20 protein-coding genes and 2 pseudogenes are annotated in these 24130 nt (G+C 70.5%); 13 read left to right on the forward strand and 9 right to left on the reverse strand.

All coding sequences use genetic code 11. From position 1 onward, the window contains the following. The first annotated feature begins 91 nt into the window (after positions 1-91). The 4 genes from pabB to AB0J57_RS27230 all read left to right on the forward strand — a co-directional run bounded on the left by pabB (position 92) and on the right by AB0J57_RS27230 (position 4651). On the forward strand, positions 92-2152 hold the full coding sequence (gene pabB, locus AB0J57_RS27215; protein WP_366130922.1) for an aminodeoxychorismate synthase component I: 2061 nt from the start codon (positions 92-94) through the stop codon (positions 2150-2152). Then, on the forward strand, positions 2149-3102 hold the full coding sequence (locus AB0J57_RS27220; RefSeq protein WP_366130923.1) for a prephenate dehydrogenase/arogenate dehydrogenase family protein: 954 nt from the start codon (positions 2149-2151) through the stop codon (positions 3100-3102). Before pabB ends, AB0J57_RS27220 begins: the two co-directional genes overlap by 4 nt. Continuing rightward, positions 3099-3413 carry a 4-amino-4-deoxychorismate mutase CmlD gene (cmlD, locus tag AB0J57_RS27225; protein WP_366130924.1) on the forward strand — a complete coding sequence of 105 codons (315 nt, stop codon included), beginning with the start codon at positions 3099-3101 and terminating at the stop codon, positions 3411-3413. The genes AB0J57_RS27220 and cmlD overlap by 4 nt, the downstream gene beginning before the upstream one ends. Positions 3414-3490: 77 nt before the next feature. Then, positions 3491-4651, forward strand: a complete 1161-nt coding sequence (locus AB0J57_RS27230) for a 3-deoxy-7-phosphoheptulonate synthase (protein ID WP_366130925.1) — start codon at positions 3491-3493, stop codon at positions 4649-4651. A 71-nt stretch (positions 4652-4722) separates the two neighbouring features. Here the strand turns inward: AB0J57_RS27230 and AB0J57_RS27235 are convergent, their stop codons facing one another. Next, positions 4723-5916 (reverse strand): Cmx/CmrA family chloramphenicol efflux MFS transporter, encoded by a 1194-nt coding sequence (locus AB0J57_RS27235; RefSeq protein ID WP_366130926.1) that lies wholly within the window; start codon positions 5914-5916, stop codon positions 4723-4725. A 319-nt stretch (positions 5917-6235) separates the two neighbouring features. Between AB0J57_RS27235 and AB0J57_RS27240 the strand changes: the two genes are divergently transcribed. Then, the gene (locus AB0J57_RS27240; RefSeq protein WP_366130927.1) at positions 6236-7561 is read left to right on the forward strand and encodes a cation:proton antiporter; all 1326 of its coding nucleotides are present in this window, start codon (positions 6236-6238) and stop codon (positions 7559-7561) included. After that, positions 7558-8277, forward strand: coding sequence for a 4'-phosphopantetheinyl transferase superfamily protein (locus tag AB0J57_RS27245; protein ID WP_366130928.1), 720 nt, complete (start codon positions 7558-7560; stop codon positions 8275-8277). The genes AB0J57_RS27240 and AB0J57_RS27245 overlap by 4 nt, the downstream gene beginning before the upstream one ends. Before the next feature lie 22 nt (positions 8278-8299). Here AB0J57_RS27245 and AB0J57_RS27250 read toward each other — a convergent pair whose 3' ends face one another. Further along, complete coding sequence (locus AB0J57_RS27250; RefSeq protein WP_366130929.1) at positions 8300-9274, reverse strand: ParB/RepB/Spo0J family partition protein; 975 nt, start codon at positions 9272-9274, stop codon at positions 8300-8302. A 429-nt stretch (positions 9275-9703) separates the two neighbouring features. Between AB0J57_RS27250 and AB0J57_RS27255 the strand changes: the two genes are divergently transcribed. Genes AB0J57_RS27255 through AB0J57_RS27265 form a run of 3 tightly spaced genes read left to right on the forward strand, consistent with a single transcriptional unit; the run spans position 9704 to position 11939 of the window. Further along, a complete protein-coding gene (locus AB0J57_RS27255; protein ID WP_366130930.1) occupies positions 9704-10201 on the forward strand; it encodes a hypothetical protein in 498 nt (165 codons plus the stop codon). Next, on the forward strand, positions 10198-10764 hold the full coding sequence (locus AB0J57_RS27260) for a hypothetical protein (RefSeq protein WP_366130931.1): 567 nt from the start codon (positions 10198-10200) through the stop codon (positions 10762-10764). The genes AB0J57_RS27255 and AB0J57_RS27260 overlap by 4 nt, the downstream gene beginning before the upstream one ends. Continuing rightward, positions 10758-11939 carry an MAB_1171c family putative transporter gene (locus tag AB0J57_RS27265; protein ID WP_366130932.1) on the forward strand — a complete coding sequence of 394 codons (1182 nt, stop codon included), beginning with the start codon at positions 10758-10760 and terminating at the stop codon, positions 11937-11939. Before AB0J57_RS27260 ends, AB0J57_RS27265 begins: the two co-directional genes overlap by 7 nt. A 22-nt stretch (positions 11940-11961) precedes the next feature. On the opposite strand, the gene xdhC is transcribed toward AB0J57_RS27265, so the two are convergent. From xdhC to AB0J57_RS27285, 4 genes and pseudogenes are all read right to left on the reverse strand, one after another. Then, positions 11962-12771 carry a xanthine dehydrogenase accessory protein XdhC gene (gene xdhC, locus AB0J57_RS27270; RefSeq protein WP_366130933.1) on the reverse strand — a complete coding sequence of 270 codons (810 nt, stop codon included), beginning with the start codon at positions 12769-12771 and terminating at the stop codon, positions 11962-11964. Position 12772: 1 nt separating this feature from the next. After that, on the reverse strand, positions 12773-15148 hold the full coding sequence (gene xdhB, locus AB0J57_RS27275) for a xanthine dehydrogenase molybdopterin binding subunit (protein WP_366130934.1): 2376 nt from the start codon (positions 15146-15148) through the stop codon (positions 12773-12775). Next, on the reverse strand, positions 15145-16608 hold the full coding sequence (locus AB0J57_RS27280) for an FAD binding domain-containing protein (RefSeq protein WP_366130935.1): 1464 nt from the start codon (positions 16606-16608) through the stop codon (positions 15145-15147). The genes xdhB and AB0J57_RS27280 overlap by 4 nt, the downstream gene beginning before the upstream one ends. Before the next feature lie 436 nt (positions 16609-17044). After that, positions 17045-17301 (reverse strand): annotated as a pseudogene (locus tag AB0J57_RS27285) (alpha/beta hydrolase); the annotation flags it as partial. Between the two features lie 271 nt (positions 17302-17572). On the opposite strand from AB0J57_RS27285, the pseudogene AB0J57_RS27290 reads away from it, so the two are divergent. Next, positions 17573-17692 (forward strand): annotated as a pseudogene (locus tag AB0J57_RS27290) (IS5/IS1182 family transposase); the annotation flags it as partial. 206 nt (positions 17693-17898) lie between these two features. On the opposite strand, the gene AB0J57_RS27295 reads toward AB0J57_RS27290, so the two are convergent. Both AB0J57_RS27295 and AB0J57_RS27300 read right to left on the reverse strand, forming a co-directional pair. Continuing rightward, complete coding sequence (locus AB0J57_RS27295; protein ID WP_366130936.1) at positions 17899-18444, reverse strand: GNAT family N-acetyltransferase; 546 nt, start codon at positions 18442-18444, stop codon at positions 17899-17901. A gap of 468 nt (positions 18445-18912) precedes the next feature. Beyond that, on the reverse strand, positions 18913-19743 hold the full coding sequence (locus AB0J57_RS27300) for a hypothetical protein (RefSeq protein ID WP_366130937.1): 831 nt from the start codon (positions 19741-19743) through the stop codon (positions 18913-18915). Between the two features lie 405 nt (positions 19744-20148). Between AB0J57_RS27300 and AB0J57_RS27305 the strand changes: the two genes are divergently transcribed. After that, entirely contained in the window at positions 20149-21468 is a 1320-nt protein-coding gene (locus tag AB0J57_RS27305; protein WP_366130938.1) for a hypothetical protein, read from the forward strand. A gap of 224 nt (positions 21469-21692) precedes the next feature. On the opposite strand, the gene sigJ is transcribed toward AB0J57_RS27305, so the two are convergent. Continuing rightward, positions 21693-22628, reverse strand: coding sequence for an RNA polymerase sigma factor SigJ (sigJ, locus tag AB0J57_RS27310; protein ID WP_366130939.1), 936 nt, complete (start codon positions 22626-22628; stop codon positions 21693-21695). A 260-nt stretch (positions 22629-22888) separates the two neighbouring features. Between sigJ and AB0J57_RS27315 the strand changes: the two genes are divergently transcribed. Together AB0J57_RS27315 and AB0J57_RS27320 are read left to right on the forward strand one after the other, a co-directional pair. Then, positions 22889-23329 (forward strand): nuclear transport factor 2 family protein, encoded by a 441-nt coding sequence (locus AB0J57_RS27315; RefSeq protein ID WP_366130940.1) that lies wholly within the window; start codon positions 22889-22891, stop codon positions 23327-23329. A gap of 83 nt (positions 23330-23412) precedes the next feature. Continuing rightward, entirely contained in the window at positions 23413-23955 is a 543-nt protein-coding gene (locus tag AB0J57_RS27320) for a hypothetical protein (RefSeq protein WP_366130941.1), read from the forward strand. Positions 23956-24130 lie beyond the last annotated feature (175 nt).

The raw sequence follows: 24130 nt of genomic DNA on the forward strand, positions 1-24130 counted from the left end.
CGCCCCCGTCCCGCCCCGGCGGCTCCGGCGGCCGCGTCCCCGGCCCCGCGAAGCACCCTTCGACGTGCCCCTCGAGACAAGGTGCCCCACCATGCGCACGCTCCTGATCGACAACTACGACTCGTTCACCTACAACCTTTTCCAGTACATCGGCGAGGCGACCGGTCAGCCGCCCGTCGTCGTGCCCAACGACGCCGACTGGTCGCAACTGCCCGTCGAGGACTTCGACGCGATCGTCGTGTCGCCGGGGCCCGGCAGCCCGGACCGGGCCAGGGACTTCGGGATCAGCCGGCAGGCGATCATGGACAGCGGTCTGCCCGTCCTCGGCGTCTGCCTCGGCCACCAGGGCATCGCCCAGCTCTTCGGCGGAACCGTCGGCCTCGCCCCTGAGCCGATGCACGGCCGGGTCTCCGAGGTGCGGCACACCGGCGTGGACGTCTTCCGAGGACTGCCCTCGCCGTTCTCCGCCGTCCGCTACCACTCCCTGGCCACCGGCGACCTCCCCGACGAGCTGGAACCCATCGCCTGGAGCGACGACGGCGTCGTCATGGGGCTGCGGCACCGCGACATGCCCCTGTGGGGCGTCCAGTTCCATCCCGAGTCGGTCAGCAGCGACTTCGGCCGGGAGCTGCTCGCCAACTTCCGTGACCTCGCCCTCGCCCACCACCGCGCACGGCGGAGCACACCGGCCGCCCCGTACGAGGTCCACGTGCGGCGCGTCGACGTGCTGCCGGACGCCGAGGAGGTGCGCCGTACCTGCCTGGCCCCCACCGGCGCCGCGTTCTGGCTGGACAGCAGCGCCGTCCTCGAAGGCGCCGCGCGCTTCTCCTTCCTCGGTGACGACCGCGGCCCGCTCGCCGAGTACGTCACCTACCGGGTGACCGACGGCGTCGTGTCCGTCCGCCACTCCGACGGGAGGACCACGGAGACTCGGCAGCCCTTCTTCACGTACCTGGAGGAACAGCTCGACCGCCGGCGCGTACCCACCCCTCCCGGCCTGCCGTTCGAGTTCAACCTCGGCTACACCGGCTATCTCGGCTACGAACTGAAGGCCGAGACGATCGGTGAACCGGCCCACCAGTCCCCGCACCCCGACGCCGCACTCCTCTTCACCGACCGGCTGATCGCGCTCGACCACCAGGACCGCTGCTGCTACCTGCTGGCCCTCGACCGCCCCGGCGAGGACAACGGGGCCCGGGCCTGGCTGCGCGACATGGCCGGCCGCCTCACCGAGCTGGCCGCCGACGCCCCGGCGGAGCGGACCCCCGCCGTCCCGTTCGGCACCCCCGAGGCGCCGGCCGGCTTCGGCCCCGTCGCACGGCCACGCCACGACAGGGACGCGTACCTCAAGCGCATCGACGAGTGCCTCAAGGAGATCCGCAACGGCGAGTCGTACGAGATCTGCCTGACCAACATGGTCACGGCGCCGACGGATGCGGCGGCCCTGCCGCTCTACTCCGCGCTGCGCGCCATCAGCCCGGTCCCGTACGGCGCCCTGCTGGAGTTCCCGGAGCTCTCGGTGCTCAGCGCGTCGCCCGAGCGGTTCCTCACCATCGGCGCGGACGGCGGCGTCGAGTCCAAGCCCATCAAGGGGACCCGGCCCCGGGGCGGCACGGCCGAGGAGGACGAACGGCTCCGGACGGACCTGGCCGCCCGCGAGAAGGACCGGGCCGAGAACCTGATGATCGTCGACCTGGTGCGCAACGACCTCAACAGCGTCTGCACGATCGGCTCGGTGCACGTGCCCCGGCTCTTCGACGTGGAGACCTACGCGCCCGTGCACCAGATGGTGTCGACGATACGAGGCAGGCTGCGGCCCGGTACGAGCGCCGCCGCCTGTGTCCGCGCGGCCTTCCCCGGCGGCTCCATGACCGGTGCGCCCAAGAAACGCACCATGGAGATCATCGACCGGCTGGAGGAAGGGCCCAGGGGCGTCTACTCCGGCGCGCTCGGCTGGTTCTCCCTGAGCGGCGCCGCCGACCTCAGCATCGTCATCCGCACCATCGTGCTGACCGAGGGCCGGGCCGAGTTCGGCGTCGGCGGGGCGATCGTGGCCCTCTCCGACCACCAGGAGGAGTTCACCGAGACCGTCGTGAAGGCGCGCGCCATGCTGTCCGCCCTCGACGGCATCTCCGTGGCCGGTGCGCGATGAGCGGCTTCGGCCGGAGCGTCGTCGTCGGCGGGAGCGGAGCGGTGGGCGGCATGTTCGCCGGCCTGCTGCGGGACGCGGGCAGCCGGACGCTCGTCGTCGACATCGCACCGCCCCCCGAGGAGCGCGGCACCTGCCTCGTGGCCGACATCACCGCCCCCGGGCCCGAGCTGTCGGCCGCCCTCGCCCGCGCGGACCTCGTCCTGCTCGCCGTCCACGAGGCGGTGGCCCTCAAGGCCGTGGGCCCGGTGACCCGGCTCATGCGACCGGACGCGCTGCTCGCCGACACACTCTCCGTCAAGGCCGGCATGGCCGAGGAACTCGCGGCCCACGCCCCCGGCATCGAGCACGTCGGCCTGAACCCCATGTTCGCCCCCGCCGCCGGCATGGCCGGCCGGCCCGTCGCCACCGTGGTCACGAGGGAAGGGCCCGGCGTGGCCGCCCTCCTGCGGCTCATCGAACGCTGGGGCGGGAGACCCGTACGGCTCACGCCGGAGGAGCACGACCGCACGACCGCCGCCACCCAGGCCCTGACACACGCGGTGATCGTCTCGTTCGGCCTCGCCCTCGCCCGTCTGGGTGTGGACATCCGCACACTGACGGCGACCGCACCGCCGCCCCACCTCACCCTCCTCGCCCTGCTGGCCCGGGTGCTCGGCGGCAGCCCCGAGGTGTACGGGGAGATCCAGCGGTCCAACCCCCACGCCGCCGACGCGCGCCGAGCGCTCGCCGACGCACTGCGCGCCTTCGCCTCGCTCGTCACCGCCGATGACGGTGACGGCGACGCCCTCGGTGACGGCGACGGAGGCCATGAGGGAGCCGAGGGCCTTGACGCCGCGTTCGAGCGGCTCCGGCGGTTCATGGGACCCGAACTCACCACGTACCAGCGCCAGTGCCACGAGCTGTTCCGCACCATCCACCGCACGAACGACGGAGGCGAGACGGACCGATGACCGAGCAGGACGACGAGCTGCACCGGCTGCGCACCGAACTCGACCTCCTCGACGGCACGCTCCTGGACACCCTGCGCCGCCGCATCGACTGCGGCGTGCGCATCGCCCGGTACAAGTCCCGGCACGGCGTACCGATGATGCAGCCCGGCCGGGTCCACCTGGTCAAGGAGAGGGCCGCGCGCTACGCGGCCGACCACGGCCTCGACGAGACCTTCCTGGTGAACCTCTACGACGCGATCATCACCGAGATGTGCCGGGTCGAGGACCTGGTGATGAGCCGGGAGCCCCGGGACGCCGGTGACCGACGATGACCCCCGCCCCCGGGACCACGGAGGAGACCACGATGCACGGGACGACGACAATGCACGGGACCACGATGCACGCGCCCTTGACGCACGCGTCCTTGGCCCAGCGGCCGGCGGCACAGCAGCCGTACTGGCCGGACGAGGCGGCCCTCGACGAGGTGGAACGGGAGCTGGCCGGACTGCCCGCGCTCGTCACCGAGGACGAGGTCGTCGACCTGACGCGCGGGATGGCCCTGGTCGCCCGCGGCTCGGCGCTCCTCATCCAGGGCGGCGACTGCGCCGAGCGCTTCCACGAGGCCGTACCGGAACTGGTCCGGCAGAAGGTGGACAACCTCCAGGGGCTCGCCGCGATCATGCGGGCCGGCAGCCGTTCGCCCACCGTGGCCATCAGCCGGATCGCCGGCCAGTACGGCAAACCGAGGTCCTCGCCGTTCGAGACGGAGGACTCGGGCCGGCGGATGCCCAGTTACTGCGGCGACGCCGTGAACGAACCCGAGTGGGACCCGGTGGCGCGAACGCCGGAACCGCGCCGGCTCCGCACCGCGTACGAGTGCTCGCGGCTCGTCCTCGACGAGCTGCGCCGCTCCTGGTCGGGACGGCCGATCCTGGAACGGGTGTACACCTCGCACGAGCTGCTGCTCATGCCCTATGAGCGGCCCCTGGTACGCGAGGGCGCGCGCGGTGCGCACAGCGCGTCCGCCCACTTCGGCTGGATCGGCGAGCGGACGCGGCGGCACGATGGCGCCCACGTCGCCCTCGCGCAGGCCGTGCACAACCCCATCGGGGTGAAGCTGGGGCCGGCCGTGTCGCCGGAGGACGCCGTCGCCCTGAGCCGGACGCTGAATCCCGAGGGTGTTCCCGGGCGGCTGACCTTCATCGCCCGCTTCGGCGCCAAGGACGTGGACCGGCTCCTGCCACCGGTCGTCGACGCGGTGGCCCGCCACGGCGCACCGGTCGTCTGGCTCTGCGACCCCATGCACGGCAACGGGACGCGGCTGTCCGGGCACAAGACCAGGCTGATCGAACCGATGCGGTCCGAGATCGCCTCGTTCACCCGTGCGCTGCGGGGACGTGGCCAGTGGCCCGCCGGCCTCCACCTGGAACTGACCCCGGACCCGGTCACCGAGTGCGTATCGGAGCGTGACGAGGAGCCGCGGTTCACGGACTACCGGTCCACCTGCGACCCGCGTCTGAACCCCGAGCAGTCTGCGGAGATGGTCTCCCATTTCCTCTCGCTGCTCTAGGACCACCATGCTCACGGCCGGCGGCCCGCCCCCCACTCGGAGGACGGGCCACCGGGAGCCATGAGCGACGGTCAGGAACGGGCCTCCAGCGGACGCTCCGCCGGACGGCCCGGGGCGCCGTTGCCGGCGCCGACCGCCCGGGCCACGCCGCCCAGCACCAGCGCGGCGGCCACGAGCAGGGCGCTCACCACCAACGGCGAGCGGAAGCCGAAGTCCGCGCCCAGGGCGACACCGCCCAGGGCCGGGCCGGCCGCCGCGCCGACGTTCAGCGCGGCGGTGGCGAAGCCACCGGCCAGCGTGGGCGCGTCCGAGGCCGTGTAGAGGGCCTGCGAGATCAGGGTGGAGCCCACCCCGAACGAGAGCGCCCCCTGGAGGAACACCAGGACCAGGGCCACGACCGGGTTGCCGGCCGTGACGGCGAACAGCAGCCACCCCGCCAGCAGCGCCACGCCACCGACCGCCAGCACCTGGCCGGGCCGGCTGTCCGCCAGCCGACCGCCCAGGTTGACCCCGACGAAGGACCCGATGCCGAACAGCGCCAGCGTGGCGGGCACCCACCCGGTGCTCAGACCCGTGACATTCGTGATGACGGGCGTGAGGTACGTGAAGGAGCAGAACGTCGCTCCGTTGACCAGCGCACCGAGCACCAGCGTCAGGACCAGCCGAGGCGTGCGCAGCGCCCGCAGCTCGTGGCGGACGCTCGGCGCGTCGGGGTCGACGGGCGTGGCCGGCACGGACAACAGGATCGCGAAGACGGCGGGCGTGGAGATCAGCGCGACGCCCCAGAACGCCGAGCGCCAGCCCCAGAACTCACTCAGTACGGCGCCGAGGGGCACACCGGCGATGCAGGCGAGGGTCACACCGCTCAGCAGCACCGAGGTCGCCCGGCCTTTGGCCTGGGGACCGGCCATGCTCGCCGCGGTCGCCAGGCCCACGGCGAGGAAGCCGGCGTTGGCCAGCGCGGCGACCACCCGCGTGACGAACAGGATCTCGAAGCTGTCGGTGAGGGCGCCGACGACGTGCGCGAGGAGGAAGGTGATGAGGAAGGCGAGCAGCGCCCGGCGGCGCGGCCAGCGCAGGCTCAGCATCGCGACCAGTGGCGCGCCGACGATCATGCCGACGGCGAAGGCCGAGGTGAGCGAGCCGACGGCCGGAATGGACACGCCGAGATCGGCGGCGATGTCGTGCACCAGACCGGACAGCATGAATTCCGACGTTCCCTGGGCGAAGACGGCCAGCCCGAGAACGTAGATGGCGAAAGGCATGAAGAAGCTCCAACTACATCGCAGATCAGGAAGACGCAACGCATCGACCGAAGGGCATGCGGTTGCGTGGGAGACGGCCGGGAGAGACCTCCGGGCGCGATCTCGCGATGCGGTTGATCCGTGGCGGACGCACGACGCACTGCTCGGCGGCTACGCCGAAGAGAGCAGGGTCGTCAAAGAGTTACGCGATCAGCCACCGGATCACCGGTGGCAGGCTTCTTTCCGCCTCAGGACTGGACATGTTCCTCAACATAGCAACGCCCGGATCACCGTGTCTAACGAATAGTCACCGCTGCCCGCCCAGTCTGAAGGAGTGTTCATGACCCCCCACCAAACGGCCACCGTCATGGTCGGTTTGGCGTTGATACTCGCGCTCGCGCACATACTCGGGCGCCTCGCGCGGCGGTGCGGCCAGCCGGCGGTCATCGGCGAGATCCTCGCCGGCATCCTGCTCGGCCCGACCCTGTTCCACGGCGCCCTGTCGGAAGCACTCTTACCCCTGGACATCCGGCCGATGCTCACCACGCTCGGCAACCTCGGAGTCGCGCTCTTCATGTTCCTCGTCGGCCTCGAACTCGACCACAGGCTGCTGCGCGGGAACGGGCGTGCCGCGGTCGGGGTGTCGGTCGGGTCCATCGTCTGCGCCTTCGGCCTCGGCGTCCTGCTGGCGCTGTACCTGTGGAACGACCACGCGGTGGGCCACCGGCTCGGCTTCCTGCTGTTCATCGGCGCGGCCATGTCCATCACGGCGTTCCCGGTCCTGGCTCGCATCCTCACCGACCGGGGCATCCAGCACACGCGGGTCGGCGCGCTGGCGATGGCGAGCGCGGCCGTCGGGGACGTGGTCGCCTGGCTGCTGCTCGCGGCCCTGCTCACCTTCACGGGGAGCCAGAACTCCTGGCAGGTCCTGCTGGTCGTGCCGTACGCCCTGGCCATGGTGGGCGTGGTACGGCCGCTGCTCGGCAGGCTCCTGGCCGCACCGGAGCGGGGCGAACGTGGAGCGGGGCAGCAGGGGCCGCTCGGCACGGGGCTGCTCGCTGTGCTGACAGTGCTGCTGCTCGTCTCCGGGGCACTGAGCGAGTGGTTCGGGCTCCACTTCATCTTCGGCGCGTTCCTCGCCGGCGTGATCGTGCCGCGCCAAGGCACGGAGAGGCTGCGTGCGGCGGTCACGGACCGGTTCGAGACGATCACCTGGATGCTGCTGCCGGCGTACTTCACCGTGGCGGGGCTGAAGGTCGACCTGACGACGGTGGGCGGTGACGGACTCGGCGAGCTGGGGCTGATCCTCCTCGTGGCGATCGGCGGCAAGTTCGGCGGTGCCTACCTCGGAGCCCGGGTCGCCGGCCAGTCCGGGCGGTCGGCCACGACGCTGGGCGTCCTCATGAACACCCGCGGTCTCACCGAGCTGATCATCCTCGGTGTCGGGCTGCAACTGGGGCTGCTCGACACGGACCTGTACTCACTCATGGTGGTCATGGCCCTCGTCACCACCGCCATGACCGCACCGCTGCTGCGCTGGGCCTATCCGCGCCGGCTGGTCGACGCGGATCTGCTGGAGGTGGCCGAGCAGTGGAACGCGGCGCCGCCGGAGCCCGCCGAGCTCGCCCGGCCCCTGGGCGCGCAGCCGTCAGAGGCGAAGCGGTGATCGCCACACTCCTGACCGGGCTCCTGCCCCCGGCAGCCCTGAGCGCCGAGGAGTTCGGGGATGTCCCCGATGCCTGGCTCTTCCCGGAGGAAGCCGCCGCGCTGAGCGGCGCGGCCGCCCGCAGACGCGGCGAGTTCGCCACCGTACGTCACTGTGCGCGCGTCGCCCTCACCTCCCTCGGCCGGCCGGCCGGACCGATGGTCCCGGGTAAGTGGGGTGCGCCCACGTGGCCGGAGGGGGTGGTGGGCTCGATGACCCACTGCGACGGCTACCGGGCCGCCGCTGTGTCGCGGCGGATCGACATCGCTGCCCTCGGCATCGATGCCGAACCCCACATGCCCCTGCCGCCGGGCCTCCTCCGCCGTATCGCGTCACCGCGCGAACGGGGCCACCTGGCGGCGCTGCGCCACGCCCATCCCGCGCTGCACTGGGACCGGCTGTTCTTCAGCGCCAAGGAGTCCGTGTACAAGGCCTGGTTCCCCCTCACCCGGACCTGGCTGGACTTCCGCGAGGCGGAGGTGGCCGTCGACCCCTACCGGCAGACCTTCCACGCCCGCCTCCTGCGGACCGGACACGACGACGAGGGGCGGCCGCTCCACGCGTTCCACGGGCGGTGGCGGGTCGGCCGCCGGCTCGTCGTCACCGCCGTCGCCCATGGGGTGACCGCTGTGGCCCACGACCTCGCCCGGCCCGGCACCGCGTACGGGCGGCGCTGACCGACAGCGCCGGCTGACAGCCCTAGCCGACCAGGGAGTCCTCGGCGCAGCGCAGTTCGCGGGCCATTCCCTTGAGGTCGTCCGCGCAGGCGGACAGGATGTCCGCCACGGCTTTCCGCCCGTGCAGGGGGATCGTGGGGGCGAGGAGCTTCCATTCCTCGGTGGTCCGCAGTTGCGTGCGCAGGCGGTGCAGGACCAGCCGCCCGTTCTCGTTGAGCCGTAGCGAGGGATCGTTGCGCAATGCGTCGAAGAGGGTGATGCGGCGCGCGAGATCGGGCACGCGCCGAGGCTCCGTACGGTCCTGCTCCGGTCCGGCCGCCGCCGTGCCCGTGCGACCCTCCGGGCGCCGGCCGGCGGGAACGGCTTCCTGGCCGTCGGCCAGTCGGCGACGTACGTCACGTGCGGTTCCCACCGAGATGCCGGCCTGCCGCGCGATCTCCCGCAGCGAGGCCGCCGGGTTCCGGCTGATCACCTCGGCGGCCACGCGGCGTCCCTCGGCCGTGTTCGAGGGGCGGACCCGGCCGTCACGGCCCACGCGTGCCCCGGGCCGTGCGCCCGCGTCCATCATGTCCCGGCGCAGCGCCCCCACGCCGGTGGCGTTCCAGCCGGTCATCTCGGCGATGCTCCGGTCGGACCAGTCGGGATGCGCGCGTAAGATCCGCATCGCGGCCTGCTTGCGCTCGTCGCGCGAGAGCGGGAGTCCGTGCCGCACGTTGGACTCCACCGCCAGCAGGAAGGCCGCCTGTTCATCCCCCTCGAACCAGCGCGCGCTGATGGTGCGCCGGTTGCGCAGCTCGGTGGCCCGTAACCGGTGCATGCCGTCGACGACGCGCAGGGTCGCCCGGTGCACCAGGATCGGCGGGAACTCCGCCTCGCTTTCCGCCAGTGCCCGTACGTGTGCGTGGTCGAGGGCGAATCGCGGCGAATCGGCCGGCAGCAGGGAACGTATGTCGATGTCAAAGCTCGATGCCTGTCGTTGATCCGATACTGCGGACATCAATGCCTCCAGGGACGCTCGTCATCGATGACAGGGAGATTGGCAGGGAGCGGGGAAGTGGTAGCGCCCGTGCGGACACGCCGGAGCGGCGCACGCATCGCCGCACGGAGCGTGCGGACGGGAGAAGGAATACCGGCTCACATGGCGGACGGGCTCGTGGGGATCGCGGGTGAGGGGTGAAGGGCGCGGACCGGGGGAGAGGCGTACCTCATGCGATCGCGATCCTTTCGAGAGGATGGAGCGACGCCGCAGTGGGCGCTGGACCGTACCCGTAACGTGATTATGTCAGCGCATGATGAAGCGTCAACACGTCCGCTGAGACGGACAAGCATGTTTCCCTCGTTGTCCTGGATCATGCTTGTCCGCTCCCGCGAACGGGGATACACATGGCCTGTGTCCTCGGAAGACGCTTCGGGAGGGAGGTATCGGATGGGCAGAGAACAGGCACGCGATGAGGAAGCGCGTCCGCTGCTGCAGAAGTTCGACCAACGGCTCACCGAACTGATTCACGCCGCCTACCCCGACGAGCAGCACCGCCCGGGATACGCCCGTCTGGCCAAGGAGATCAGTGCCACCACGGGTGGCTCCATCTCGGGGACCTACCTGTGGGAACTCGCCACGGGCAAGAAGCGCAACATCACCCTCGAACAGCTCGACGTGCTCGCCCAGTTCTTCGGAGTCCCTCCCGAGTACTTCCTCAACGAGGAGGTCTCGCAGCGGGTGAAGGCCCAACTGGCCCTGGCCACCGCCCTGAGGGACGCCAAGGTGCGCAACCTGGCGATGCGGGCCTCGGGTCTCTCGCCCGCGAGCCTCGACTCCCTGCTGACCATCGTCAACGAGGCCCGCAAGGTGCAGAACCTCCCCGAGGCCGACCCTCAGGGGAAGAACAAGGAAACCGAAGAGGGAAGACAAGCGGCGACCGAGTGACGGAGGACACGTTCGGCTCCGACATCAAGGAACGGTACATGCTGCGACGCCTCACCCTGCACCGGCGCTGTCGGGAGCTCGCCGAACAGGTCAGCCTTCCCCGCCCGTTCTCCATCGCGACCTTCTGCGACCACATCGCCGCCCAACGTGGAAGACCGCTCCACCTCCACGCCCTGCCGCTCGAAGCCGCGGCGGCCGGCACCTGCGGCCTGTGGCTCGCGACGGCCACCGACGACCACATCTTCTACGAGCGGAACACCTCGACGATCCATCAGGAACACATCGTGCTGCACGAGTTCGGCCACATGCTCTTCGACCACCATCCGGTCACGGACCAAGCCGACGGCGGCCACGACGACCTGCGCGCGGTCCTGCCCGACCTCGACCCGCGCCTGATACGACGCCTCCTCGGGCGTACCAACTACTCCGCCCTCCAGGAACGTGAGGCCGAACTGCTCGCCAGCCTCATACGCACCCACGCCGACCAGCCGCTGCGGCGCGAACGACACGGTCCGCTCGCCAGTCTGGGGGCGGCCCTCGGGGTCGGGGACCCCAGGTGCTGACCGCTTTCGGAGCATGGCTCACGTACCCGAGCTGTCTCTGCCTCTGCCTCGCCGTACTGCTCCGCTCCGCGCCGTCCCTGCGCGACGCGGACCAGCGCGGCCTGTGGCTGGCCGTGACCACGGCGGGCATGGCGATGACGCTGGACCTGCCCGCCGTCACCCACTTCGTCATGGGCCTCGTCGGCACCGACCACATCGTCGACCTGATGAAGAACCTGATCGGGGTGGTGTCGGCCGGCGCGGTGCTGTACTTCGTGTCCGCCCCCAGCGGCAGCCGCCGGCTCCGCATCGGCCTCTGCGTCGCCATCGGCGCGATCCTGGCCACCCTGCTGCTCGTCGACCTCTCCGCGCCACCGCATCCCACACACACGATCACCGCCGCCGGGGGCCCCTTGCCCTCTTTCGGCTACTGGCTGATCCTCATCGCGACCCACGTGGTGGCCAACATCATCTGCGTGATCGTCTGCTGCTGGTACGGGCTGCGCACGGACGACCGCCCCCTCGCCGCGGCGCTCTGGCTTTTCGCCACGGGAACCGCGCTCGCCGCACTCTTCTGGATCGGGCGCCTGCTCCGCCTCGCGCTGGACGTCACCTGGACCCTGCCGTACCTGCCGCTCCTGATCAACCTGCACGCCCTCTTCCGTGCGGCGGCCATCCTCGTCCCGCTCGCCGTCTCGGCCCGAGGCGCCCTGGCCGACGCCCGCACGGTGTGGCGCCTCTGGCCCCTGTGGCGCGAACTGGCCGGCGCGGTCCCTCACGTCGTCCTGACCACGCGCCGTACGAGGCTCGTCGAACTCCTCTGGCCGCCGGTCCCGCACAGAGTGCTCGCCTACCGCAAGGTCATCGAGATCCGGGATGCCATGCTGGAACTCGAACACTACGTCCCACCCGGAATCCCGCCGCTCGCCCGCGACCACGTCAGCGCCCTGGGCCTCACCCCCGCCCGGGCCGACGCGACCGTCCTGGCCTGCGTGGTGAAGGAGGCCCGCCACGCCAAACTCGCGGGCCGCCCCTGGCGCCAGTCCCCTGAAGAATCGTTCACCCAGAGGGAGCCGGGCCAGGACCACGCCACGACCCTCACGGCAGAGAAGACCCACCTGATCGAGCTTGCCCAGGCCTACACCTCCGCCCCGGTCCGCTCGTTCATCCCCCGCCCGAGCAATTGCGGTGGCTGAGACCGGATATCGGGCCGGAGCCTCAGCTCCCCTCGGTTTCGAAGGTGCGGAGCAGGTCGGCAGCGACGCTCACGGCAATGGTCGCGGGTTCCTTGCCGGTGATGTCGGGCAGCCCGATCGGGGTCTTGATCCGGTCGATGGCGGCCTCCTCGTGTCCGCCCTCGGCGGCGAGGAGTTTGCGGAAGCGCCCCCACTTGGCCGCCGACCCGATCAGCCCGATGGAGCCGAGATGGGCTGTGCGCAAGGCGGCGTCGCACAGAGCGGCGTCCTCGGCGTGGTCATGGGTCATGATCAGGATGTGGGTGCCGCGCGGCAACTCCGCCAGCACCTCCTCGGGCAGCAGTGGTGTGTGATGCACGTGCACCTGCGCCACCGCGTCCGCCAGCACGTCGAGCCGTTCCGGGGTGAGGAGATCGGACCGGGAGTCGACCAGATGGAGGTCGAGGTCCTGACGTGCCAGGATGCGCGCCAGTTCCAGCCCGACGTGCCCGACCCCGAAGATCGCCACCGCCCGTACCACCGGCAGCGGTTCGAGCAGCACCGAGACCGTGCCGCCGCAGCACTGCACGCCGTGCCGGTTGGTCACCTTGTCGTTCAGGGCGAAGTCGATCAGCTCCGGCTCCGGCGCGGACGTGGCGATCATCTCCCGGGCCCGGTCGATCGCGACGGCCTCGACGTTGCCGCCACCGATCGAGCCCCACGTCCCGGTCCGGCCCACGACGAGCTTCGCACCGGCGTCGCGCGGGGCATGGCCGCGCACGGTCGCGACGGTCACGAGCACGCCGGGTTCCCGGCGAGCTCGCAACCGCGCGACCGCGGCGACCCACGTCATGTCAGGCATTGCTCAAAGCGGTTGCGTCGGCGGGGATGTCGCTGCCCCTGCCGCCACTGCGGGCCGCTTCGATCGCCCAGTACACCGCCTCCGGCGTCGCGGGCGAGGCCAGCTCGACGCAGACCCCGCTCGGCCCGAACGCGGCGGCGGCCTGCCGCAACGCCTCCCGTACCGAGAACGCCAGCATCAGCGGAGGCTCACCCACCGCCTTCGACCCGTACACCGCGCCCTCCTCGGTGGCGTTCTCCAGCAGCGTGACGTTGAACTCCTCGGGCATCTCCGAGAAGCTCGGCAGCTTGTACGTGCTCGCGGCCTGCGTCAGCAGCCGGCCGCGGTTCGGCCCGTCACCGGCGTCCCAGCGCATGTCCTCAAGCGTCAGCCAGCCCGCGCCCTGGACGAAACCACCCTCGACCTGACCGATGTCGATCATCGGGGAGAGGCTGTCGCCGACATCGTGCACGATGTCCACCCGCCGGATGCGGTACGCGCCGGTGAAGCCGTCCACCTCCACCTCGGCCGCGGCGGCGCCATGGGCGAAGTACTTGAACGGCGAGCCCCTGAACGCCTTCGCGTCCCAGTGCAGACCCTCGGTCCGGTAGAAACCGGCCGCCGACAACTGAACACGCTGGAAGTACGCGGTGCGCACCAGGTCGTCCCAGGCCAGTTCCCTGTCGCTGCCGAGGCCGCGCGCGACGCCCTCGACGATGCGCACGTCCGAGGCGTTCGTACCCAACTGGGTGGCGGCCACCTGAAGCAGCCGTTCACGCAACTGCTCACAGGCGTTCTTCACCGCCGCACCGTTGAGATCCGCCCCGGCACTGGCGGCGGTGGCGGAGGTGTTGGGCACCTTGTCGGTCCGGGTCGGGGCCAGCCGCACCTTGTGCGGCGGGATACCCAGCGTGGTCGCGGCCACCTGGAGCATCTTGGTGTGCAGCCCCTGGCCCATCTCGGTGCCGCCGTGGTTGATCAGGACGGAGCCGTCCTTGTAGATCAGCACCAGCGCGCCGCCCTGGTTGAAGGCGGTGAGGTTGAAGGAGATGCCGAACTTGAGGGCGGTGACCGCGAGTCCTCGCTTGGTGTGCGGGTGAGCGGCATTGAAGGCGGCGATCTCGCGCTTGCGATCGGCGATGCCGGCGTTGTCCTGAACCTGCTGCCAGACGGCGGAGATCCGTTCGGGCTGGACGACCGGCTGTCCGTACGGTGTGCACTGGCCCTTCCGGTAGAAGTTGCGCTCCCGCAGCTCCATCGGATCCAGGCCGAGCAGCGGCGCGCACCGGCCCATGATGTCCTCGATCACCAGCATGCCCTGGGGTCCGCCGAAGCCGCGGAAGGCGGTGTTGGAGACCTTGTTGGTCCTGGCGATGCGACCGGCGATGCGCGCGTGGGGAATCCAGTACGTGTTGTCGATGTGGCACAGCGCTCGGGCCACGACGGGCTCGGACAGGTCCAGGCTCCAGCCGCCGTCCGCGGTCAAGGTGGCGTCCAGGGCCTGGATGCGCCCTTCGGCATCGAAGCCGATCTTCCACTGGGCGTGGAATCCGTGCCGCTTGCCGGACATGGTCAGGTCCTGCGTCCGGTTGAGCCGCACCCGGACCGGCCGACCGGTCAGCGTGGCGCCGAGCGCGGCGACGGCCGCGAACCCGTGCGGCTGCATCTCCTTGCCGCCGAAGCCGCCACCCATCCGCAGGCACTGCACGGTCACCTCGTGGCTGTGCAGACCGAGCACGTGCGCGACGATCTCCTGGGTCTCCGACGGGTGCTGGGTGCTGCTCTGGACGAACACCTGCCCGGCCTCGTCGACCTGGGCCAGTGCCGCGTGCGTCTCCAGGTAGAAGTGTTCCTGATCGGAGAACTGGAACTCGCCGGTGAACACGTGCGCGGAGTCGGCGAAGCCGGCGTCGACGTCACCGGTCAGCATCACGGGCCGGGCGCCGTGGAAGCTGCCCGCCGCCATCGCTTCCCGCAGCGTGACGATGGAGGGCAGTTCGTCGAGCTCCACCTCGACGGCCGCCGCACCGAGCCGGGCCGCCTCCAGGGTCTCACCGAGCACCCAGGCGACCGCGTGGCCGTGGAACATGACCTCGTCGGGGAACAGCGGTTCGTCGTGCTTCATCCCGGCGTCGTTGACACCGGGCACGTCGGCACCGGTCAGCACGCGGACCACACCCGGGACGGCGAGCGCGGGCTCGGTGCGCAGCGCGGTGATCCGGCCATGGGCCTTCATGACCTGGACCGGGTAGGCGTGCAGCACGTCCTTGGTGCGCTGGACCAGGTCGTCGGTGTAGAGCGCGGTGCCGGTGACGTGCTGGACGGCGCTCTCGTGCGGCATCGAGAGGCCGACGACGGGCTTCTCGGGACGCTGGGACAACTGGCTCATGACGACACCGCCTCGGTGGTCTGCGCGTACAGCTTCAACAGGCTCTGGCCGAGCATCGCGGAACGGTAGAGGGCGCTGGCGCGGTGGTCGTCCATCGGCGTGCCCTCACCCCGCAGCACCCGGGCCGCGGCCTCGACGGTCTCCGCCGACCAGGCCTCGCCCTCCAGGGCCGCCTCGGTGGCGAGCGCGCGGATCGGGGTGGCCGCCACGCCGCCCAGGCCGATGCGTGCCTTGCGTACGGTCCCGTCCTCGATGTCGAGCGCGAAACCGACGGCCACGCTGGAGATGTCGTCGAAACGACGCTTGGCGATCTTGTGGAAGGCCGTGACCGGTGACAGCGGCAGCGGGACGCGCACCGCGCGGATCAGCTCGCCGGGACGGCGCACGCTCTGCCGGTAGCCGGTGAAGTAGTCCGCCAGCGGGACCTCGCGCTCACCGTCGGCGTCGGCGAGCACCACCGACGCCTCCAGCGCGAGCAGCACCGGCGGGCTGTCACCGATGGGGGAGCCGGTACCCAGGTTGCCGCCAAGAGTCGCACCGTTGCGAATGAGCCGGGAGGCGAACTGCGGGAACAGCTCCGCCAGCAGCGGGACCCGGCCGTCGAGGCGGCGTTCGATCTCGGTGAGCGTCAGCGCCGCCCCGATTTCGATGTGGTCGTCCTCGACGCGCAGTTCCCGCAATTCGGGAAGCCGGTCGATCGCGACCACGCAATCCGCCCGGCGGGAGCGGATGTTCACCTCCACGCCCCAGTCGGTGGAGCCGGCGACCACCACCGCGTCGGGCCGCTCGCGCAGCAACCGCAGCGTTTCGGCCAGGGTGTCCCTCCGCAGGAACGCACTGTCGCCCTGGGCGTATTCGGTGGCGACCGGTGCGGGCGGTGACTGCTCGCGACGACGCGCCAGCGGGTCCTCCTCGGTGGGTTCCCCAACGGCGAACGCGGCATCGCGAATCGGGCGGTATCCGGTGCAGCGGCACAGGTTTCCGCTCAGCGCGTGCAGATCGAAACCGTTCGGGCCGTGCTCGGCGTCGGTGCTGCCGGCCGGGTCCGCGTGCGCGCAGCGGTCGGGCCGGTAGTACTCGGCGGCCATGCTGCAGATGAACCCCGGTGTGCAGTAACCGCATTGGGAGCCGCCGCGGACCGCCATCTCCTCCTGCACCGGGTGCAGGGTGGGAGGCGTGCCGGGTGCACCGGCGGTGGCGAGACCCTCGGAGGTGACGATCTCCTGGCCGTCGAGCGCCGCGACCGGGACCAGGCAGGCGTTGACCGCGACCCAGTCGGTGGGCTTGTTCACCCCGGGACGGGCCACCAGGACCGAACAGGCGCCGCATTCACCCTCGGCGCAGCCCTCCTTGGTGCCGGTGAGGCCACGCTCGCGCAGAAAATCCAGCACTGTGGTGTGAGGTGCGGCCGGTGCGATCGGTGCTTCTTTCCCATTGACCGTGACCCGTGCCCCTACCATGACAAACCTTCGTTCCGGTGCGTGATGGGTCGATACATCATGTTCGCCAATTCCAGGCAGCTTTCTGTGTTCAGACGCGCCACGTCGGACAAGCGGGCGCGGAACGGCACGCGACAGCGACGTGCCGGGAGATGATGGCGGGAAACCCGGAATGTGCCACGACGGGCACATCAGAACGGCGTGCTCAGCAGCCGTGCGCGATCCGACCCGGAACCCAGACCGTGCACTGGGCGAGGCGACCGAGATCAGAGCTGGTGTACATCCGCTGGTCGCCTCCTTTCGGTGTCATGGGTCGGCGTCCACGGCAAAGTAGTGGCCACGGCCACGGAGGTCAAGAGGCCGCCGCTTGTACGACGCCCCCCGCGTCGCGCTCGTCTTCGCGCTTGACGCACCTCGCGCACAGGGGCGGCGTCTGTGGGCAGCGGGCTACGACTTCCTACTGGGTCCGCCTTCCGGGCGGGGCCGCATCGGCAGGCTGCCGGGAGGGTACGGCGGGGCATCTGCTGTCCCGTGGTGGTACTGCCAGGTCGGTCAGGTAGCGGTCCACGGCGTCCCGCATACACGGGCCGCTGGTGACGCTGCCGTGCCCATGGCCCTCGTAGGTGAGGAGCACGCCGCTGCGGCCGAGCTGCCGGGCCACCGAGACCGCCCAGGGTAGCCGGTGGCGGGGTCGTGCAGGGCGTTGGACACCAACGTCCGGACCCGGCCGGGGCACCGTCGCCCATGTGGTGCCCCTGTCCGGGACTTCTCCGGGTCGGGTCGGGGACCGCTCAGGGGGGATCGGGGGGAGGGCGAAAGACGGTCAGGGGTCGGGCCAGGGGAAGGGCTCCGTCGCAGATCCGGTACGTGGCTGGCGGTGGGCCGACCACCGCCGCACCCTTGAGGCCATCGGGTGGAAGTACCGCACCTGCTCGCCCTGGCCCTCCGCGTCACCGCACGCGAGGCAGGCGACGCACCCGGACTCGGCAGACCGAGAACCTGGCCGGACGCCGTCCTGGCGGACCGCGCGTATTCGTCCCGCGCGATCCGTGGGCATCTCCGCCGGCGCGGGATCCGTGCCGTCATCCCCCAGCCATCCGACCGGATCGGTCAGTCACCGTCTGCGGCCAGTGCCGTGCCGGGGGTCGCCCGCCGGCTTTCGACGCCGAGGCGTACAGGCGGCGCAGCGCGGTTGACCGATGCAGCATCCGGCTCAAGCAGTGGTGTGGTCCCGCCAGGCCGCACTCCTCCTCGCCGCCATCCTCACCTGGGCCCGCAGGGGACCGAAATAACAGATCTCGGGGCTGCTGGTCAGAGGGGATCGAGGAGCATCAAGACCTCGTCCCGGGTGTCGTCGGGCGCGAAGCGCAGGGCTCCGGGCCAGCGGCCCACCTCACGCCATTCGAGGCGGCTGTAGAAGTCCTCCAGCCCCTCTCCGCCCCGGGCCGCAAGACGGAGCTGTTCAAGCCCCAGCTCGTCACGGGCAACCTTCCGCAGCTTGTGCATGAGGGCGGAGCCGACACCACGGCCACGGAACCTGGGATGGGTCTGGAGGTGATGGACCGTGCCCCAGTGCGCGACAAGCCGAAAGCGGTCACGGTCGAGGAGAACCCACCCGGCAAGAGTGTCCTCGAATCTGGCGATGATGAGTCGGCTGTGCGACGGGTGGAGACGGCCGAAGAGCTCGTCCGCGACTGGCGCGACGTCGTCGTCATGAACGGGTGGGAATGGGAATCCCGCAGCACCACCCGAGTTCGTGACTGCGATCCAGCAGTCGACAAGCTGGCGCCGGAGTCCGGGGGTGACCTCATGCGCCCCGGTGATCTGGGTGAGGTCGGGCGTGATCTCCTGCTTCATGCGGAGGAGCTTCTCAGGCGGTGCCGACATCGCGACGGCCCAAGTACCCAGCGCTGCCGATTACTCAACACATCAGACACCCCCTGGGTGCCGGAGGCCCTCGCGGAGCCGGCCGGCGAACTACCCCCTGGCGGGTGCGGGGGTGACCCTGTGGGTGCGGGGGTGACCCTGTGGGTGCGGCGACAGAGACCGAGTAGCGTGAACTCCCCCCGCACGCGTGGGGAGCCGCTCAGTCGGCGGCCCATCTTGGCGGACGCCGCACCCATCTCGCCCAACCCGACGATGTCGACGGCATCGCGGTACGTCAGCTTCAATTGCCTCCGCCGCCTGCGAACCTCATTCTCGAAGCAATCAGTAAGGCCACCCGCCCCGGACGTGTGCGAGGTCCTTGGCAGCGGCCACGGGTTAACTGGCCCGCTGTTTCCTTGCAGAGACGAATGAGGTCGACGCGCCTCATCTGGCCGCGTCTCAGGTCAGGCTGTCGAACTTGCCGAGAAAGGCACCGACCACCGCCGCGACGGCCCCGCCGACGAAGAGGAGGCCGATACCGAGGATGACAAGAACCAGGATGGCGTCCCGGATTCGCCGGCCCCGCGACTGCAGCGGAAGTACGCGGCCGGGGTCGCGTGGGTCGTATGCCGCCTCGATGCTCCAGGTCGGGATGGAGTGCCGCACGGTGCGGACAACGCCGCCCGGATCCGTGTACGCGTACCGGCCGGGCTGGTCCTGGAGCCGGATGGCGACCGTCCGGACTCCGTGCTTCCGCAGGTACCACTCCTCGACCGGCGCGTAGGCGAGGAACGAGCCGAACGTAAGGATCAGGATCCCGAAGAAGCTGAACGGGATGATGAAGATCATGGCGGCCGGGCTTCCCGTGAAGCCCACGAGCACGCACGAGCCGATGGCCACCAGGGTCGCGACGAGCGCGCCGCGCTTCATACGGCGAAGCCAGTTCCGGTAGCTCGGCTGGTACAGGCGCTCGCCCCAGACGAGGTCCGCGCCGTCGAGCGCCTCCGTCTCCTCGCTCCGCCCTGGCAGAGCCGCGTTCACGGCGTCGGCAAAGGCGACGGCGTCGGCGTCCACCACGTCCCAGACCCGGTGGACGTGCGTCTTGTCCGTGGTCGGCGCGGCGGTCAGCTCGATTGTGACGGACCGCCCCTCGGCGAGTGCACGGCTGATGGCCTTCAGCGGGATGTGTGTCTGCTCGTGCGGACGGCGCACGATCAGTACATCGTTCTCCACGAGCGCGACGGTTTCCCTGCCGGCGTGGAGAACGGGTATGTGAGAAGTGATCGACATGTGCGTGATGGTAGGGGTGGAGGTCGGCGCCCGGGAGCCCTCGGGTGCACGGCTGAAACGATCAGTGAGCGGTACTGACCGCGTTCCCAACTGTCTCCGGAAGCCGGGCCGGTGTGCTTACTCCACGGTGTGCTCCGGCCTGCTTTGATCGCCGATCGCGCCTTGCGGGAAGTCTTCGGCGGGCACCGTGTTTCTCAGGGAACCAGGTCCCTGTATCCGGGGGGCCATCGGCGCAACGAGCGTGCAGAGGGGAGGGCTGGCCGCCGTGTGCGGTGCCCAGTCGCCTTCCGCTGCTGTTGTGGCATGGGCACCGGTCGAAGGGCTAGTCCAGGGTGGCCGAGCAGAAGGTGCCGCGCTTCGGAAAATCCCCGCGCCCTCGTCTGCGAGTCCTTCATGATGGCGGGCATGCACCCTCGTGACAAAGAGGTATGGCTGGCGATCGACCAGGGCATCCGGGCGATCGACTGGGAGGCGTGGTTCGGTTGTCCGGAGGGCGCCGACTATCTCTCCCCTGCGGGTCACGAGGTGACCGCACGTGCGGTGGCCGGCCTCACCGCGTTCTTCGACAGCCGCTGGCTGCCCAAGGCCGTGACCCCCTCCGCCTCTGGCCGGGCCAGCGACACCTTTGTGGGACTGGGCCGGGCCGCCCCAGTACTCCAGATCATGAACGGAGCCGAGCGGGGAGCATGGGTGGAGGCGGTGCGGTGGTGGGCCGCGTACGCCTATCTGGAGGAAGCCGGGGTGCCCGGCCTTGCCTCGGTTAGGCGGGATGCCCGCCGCGACGTCACCCTGTCCCGGTTCCTGCACACCCAGACGCAGGCCCGGCTCGCGCTCATGGGGGCGGCCCGCGGACTCCCGGTCGAGCTGGAGCCGGCGAAAGCCAGCGGCGGCCCCGGCGACGTCCGTATCGGTCCGGTCTTCATCGAGGTCGTCACCTTCGCCGAGGACCAGAAGCTCCAGGACTACGAGAAGTTCCGCCAGAACTGCCGGGTCCACCTCCTCACCCTGGACAGGGGCCACGACATCTACTGGGAAGGCGACTTCCCCGAACTCCTCAACGGCGACGACTTCGAGACGTGGAAAAGGCGGACCAGTGAGGCCGCCCAGCAGTGCGCGGCATCGGGGGCCGCGGTCGACGTCCTCAGCAGCGCCGGGAGGCGGCTGACCGTCCACCCCGGAACGGCTCCTCAGGGCACCACCCTGACCGGGGAGACCGTGGAGAGCGACCAGGGCAAGCGGCTCCTGGGCAAGGTGCGGGGCAAGTGCGCCAAGACGGAGGGAGCGGGCACCGCGTGGATCTGGGTGGAGGACCACAGCGGCCTCTTCCACTTCCCAATGCCCTTCGCCGGGATGTCGCTCGCTGCCAAGACCGACGCGCTCGCGGACCTGTTGGGGCCACTCCTGAGGGAGTACGTCCATGTCGCCGGGATCATCGTCTCGAACGCGGCCCGCCGGCGCCTGCCGCTCCCGCTGGACCAGGACGCGCCCCGCCCCGCCGCGCAGGGCTTCCGACGGGGGCTGCCCCTCGACCGGGTCCGCGAGACGATCGTGATCCCCCGGAGGGTCCTTCTGCCTGAACAGACGAACCTGATTGCCAGAATGTGCGATGCCGAAGCCACTGCGCTCGACTGGGCTCTGGGGAAGCTCGGTGTTTCCGGGGGTGTGACGTCGCTGCTCGCCGACTCGTCGACGCCGCACCAGGTTTCCCCGCTGTGGACGCCGTGAGCCGGCCTCGGCGGTGAAAGGGCGTGGAGCTTCGCCTGGCTGGCGATTCCAGTCACTTCACGGCATCACAGAATGTGACCGGGCGCGAACGCCGGCCGTGCGGTGCGGTCATCGAGCCACGGCGGGGCGCTGCGCGCCGCCGAGCAGACAGTCATCCATGTCTGGGATTCGGCGACCGCCACCGTACGGTCCGGCGTTTCGACGCCGCTGAGCCCCGCACGACGTCAGTCCGTCCTCCAGGGCCGGAGCTTCTCGGGGTTGAGCACGGCCCAGATCCGGCGGATCCTGCCGTCCGCGATGTCGAACGCGTACACCGACACAACGGCGCCGTCCAGGTGGGCAGCCAGACCGGGCTGACCGTTGACCGTGCACTCGCGGATCGCCAGACGGCCCGGGCGGGTCCGGCCGGCGAAGAAGCGGGCGACGTGCTCGGCGCCCTCGATCGGGTGGAGCCGGGCCGTGACGAGTCCGCCACCGTCCCCGACGGCGGTGGCGTCGGCGTCGAGCAGGCCGATGAGGGCGTTGATGTCCTTGGCCTCCCACGCCAGCTTGAACTCCCTGACGACACGGGCCCGCTGGACCGTCGGCGACAAGGGGGCCCGCGAGGCCTCGACACGGCGGCGGGCCGAAGACGCCAACTGGCGGCAGGCCGCCGGGGTGCGGCCGACGATGTCGGCCACTTCGGAGAAGGGGTAGCGGAAGACGTCGTGGAGGACGAACGCCACGCGCTCCGCCGGGGTCATCGCTTCCAGCACGACGAGGAAGGCCATACTGACCGACTCGTCGAGCGTGATGCGGTCGGCCGGATCGGCCGTGCTGTCGTCCATCGCGCCGGCGGACCACTCGGTGCGCGCGGGCAGCGGCTCGGGAACCCATTCCCCCACGTAACGCTCTCGCCGGACCCGTGCCGAGCGGAGCACGTCGAGGCAGATACGGCCGGCGACCTTGGTCAGCCAGCCGCCGGGGGACACCACCGCCTCCCGCTGCCGCGGGGACATCGCGTACCAGCGGGCGTACGTCTCCTGGACGACGTCCTCGGCCTCGGCCAGGGAGCCCAGCATCCGGTAGGCGAGGTCGATCAGCCTGCGGCGTTCACCGGTGACCGCGCTCGACATCGGGTCGAGTGGGCCGTCCTGCTGCGCGGTCGAACTGGTCGTCATGGTCTCGCGGCTCCCTCGGTCGGATCTTTCCTCACCTCTATGACGGGACAGCGCCCCGAAATGTGAGATCGGCGCCCCGCCTCGCATTCCGCCGGGCCGTCTCGTCGTACTGACAGCGGCACGGGACGGAAGCAAACGGAGGTGCACCGGCATGGAGCCCAGGAACGTCGCAGTCATCCATGACAGCCCCGGCGGCGATGCGTTGGGGCTGGCCGCCTGATTCCATCCCGCAGCACACACCACAACCGAAGGAGTACGCGATGACCACCCACGAGTCCGAGATCCGGGCGCTCCTGGCGAACCGCGCCGACGCCCAGCAGACGAAGGACATCGACCGGCTCATGTCGTTCTACGCCGCCGACGCCGTCTACTACGACGTCGTCCCCCCGCTGAGGTTCACGGGAACCGACGAGATCCGCCGCAACTTCCAGCGCTGGTTCGACGGATACGTCGGCCCCATAAGCCTGGAGACGCACGACCTCACCCTCGCGACCAGCGGGGACACCGCGTTCGCGCACATGCTCCACCTGGACTCGGGAGAGCGCAAAGGCGGGCTCCAGGCGTCGATTTGGGTACGGGAGAGCGTCTGCCTCCAGCGCACGAACGGAACGTGGTCCATCACACACGAGCACGTCTCGATCCCGATCGACCCGGCGACCATGACGGTCTGGCTCCCGTCCGACAAGGACCAGCCCGCCTGACCCCAGCCGGATCATCAGGGCCCAGCCCGGCGGGCGACGACGAAGGCGTTCGCACGAGGACATCACAGTGAGGAGCATCCACCATGGTCACCACCAGTTCGGCGTCCACTGCCGTTGCCGTGCATCGAGGGGAACGACGGAGCCCGCGCAGACGAGCGACGCTCATGAGGTTCGCCGCCGCATCGCTCGCCGCAGTCGCGGTCGGGATTGTGGCTGTTGACAGCGCAACGGCCGGCCCTCCGGAAAAGGGGCGTGTCGAGGTCCTCGAACTCAAGGTGCAGAACGATCAGTACACGGCTGTCGATCTCGGCCCGGCGGGGCCGAGCTTGGGCGACATGGACGTCTACTCCGGCACTGCCATAAAGGATGGGCACGGTGTCGGACGCGGGGGCGGAACCTGTCAGGTCATTCATGTGAAGGGCGAAGAACTCACGTCGCAGTGCCTGATCACGATGGAAGTCGCGCAGGGGTCTCTGACGATGCAGTCGTTGTGGACGAAGGGCGTGGGTTCCCTCGACATGGCCATCACCGGCGGTACGGGCGTTTACAGCAACGCGCGGGGCATCGCTCGCTTCTGGGACATCGCGACGCCGAACGAGAGGGTGCTGCTCGAAATTCGGCGCTGAGAGCGCGACGTCGCGCACGAGCGGAGACCCACCGTCCCGGGCCGCCCGGGGTCACCTTGACGGAGGGAGACGGGGGGCCGGGCCGGAGAGCCGTCCGTGTCCTCCGCGGTGGGCTGCCGGCCATACAGCGGGCTGCCCTCCTGGTAGTCGGCCGGGTCGTCCAGTGCCCGCACGA

Source organism: Streptomyces sp. NPDC049837, assembly GCF_040674455.1.
Lineage (GTDB): Bacteria > Actinomycetota > Actinomycetes > Streptomycetales > Streptomycetaceae > Streptomyces.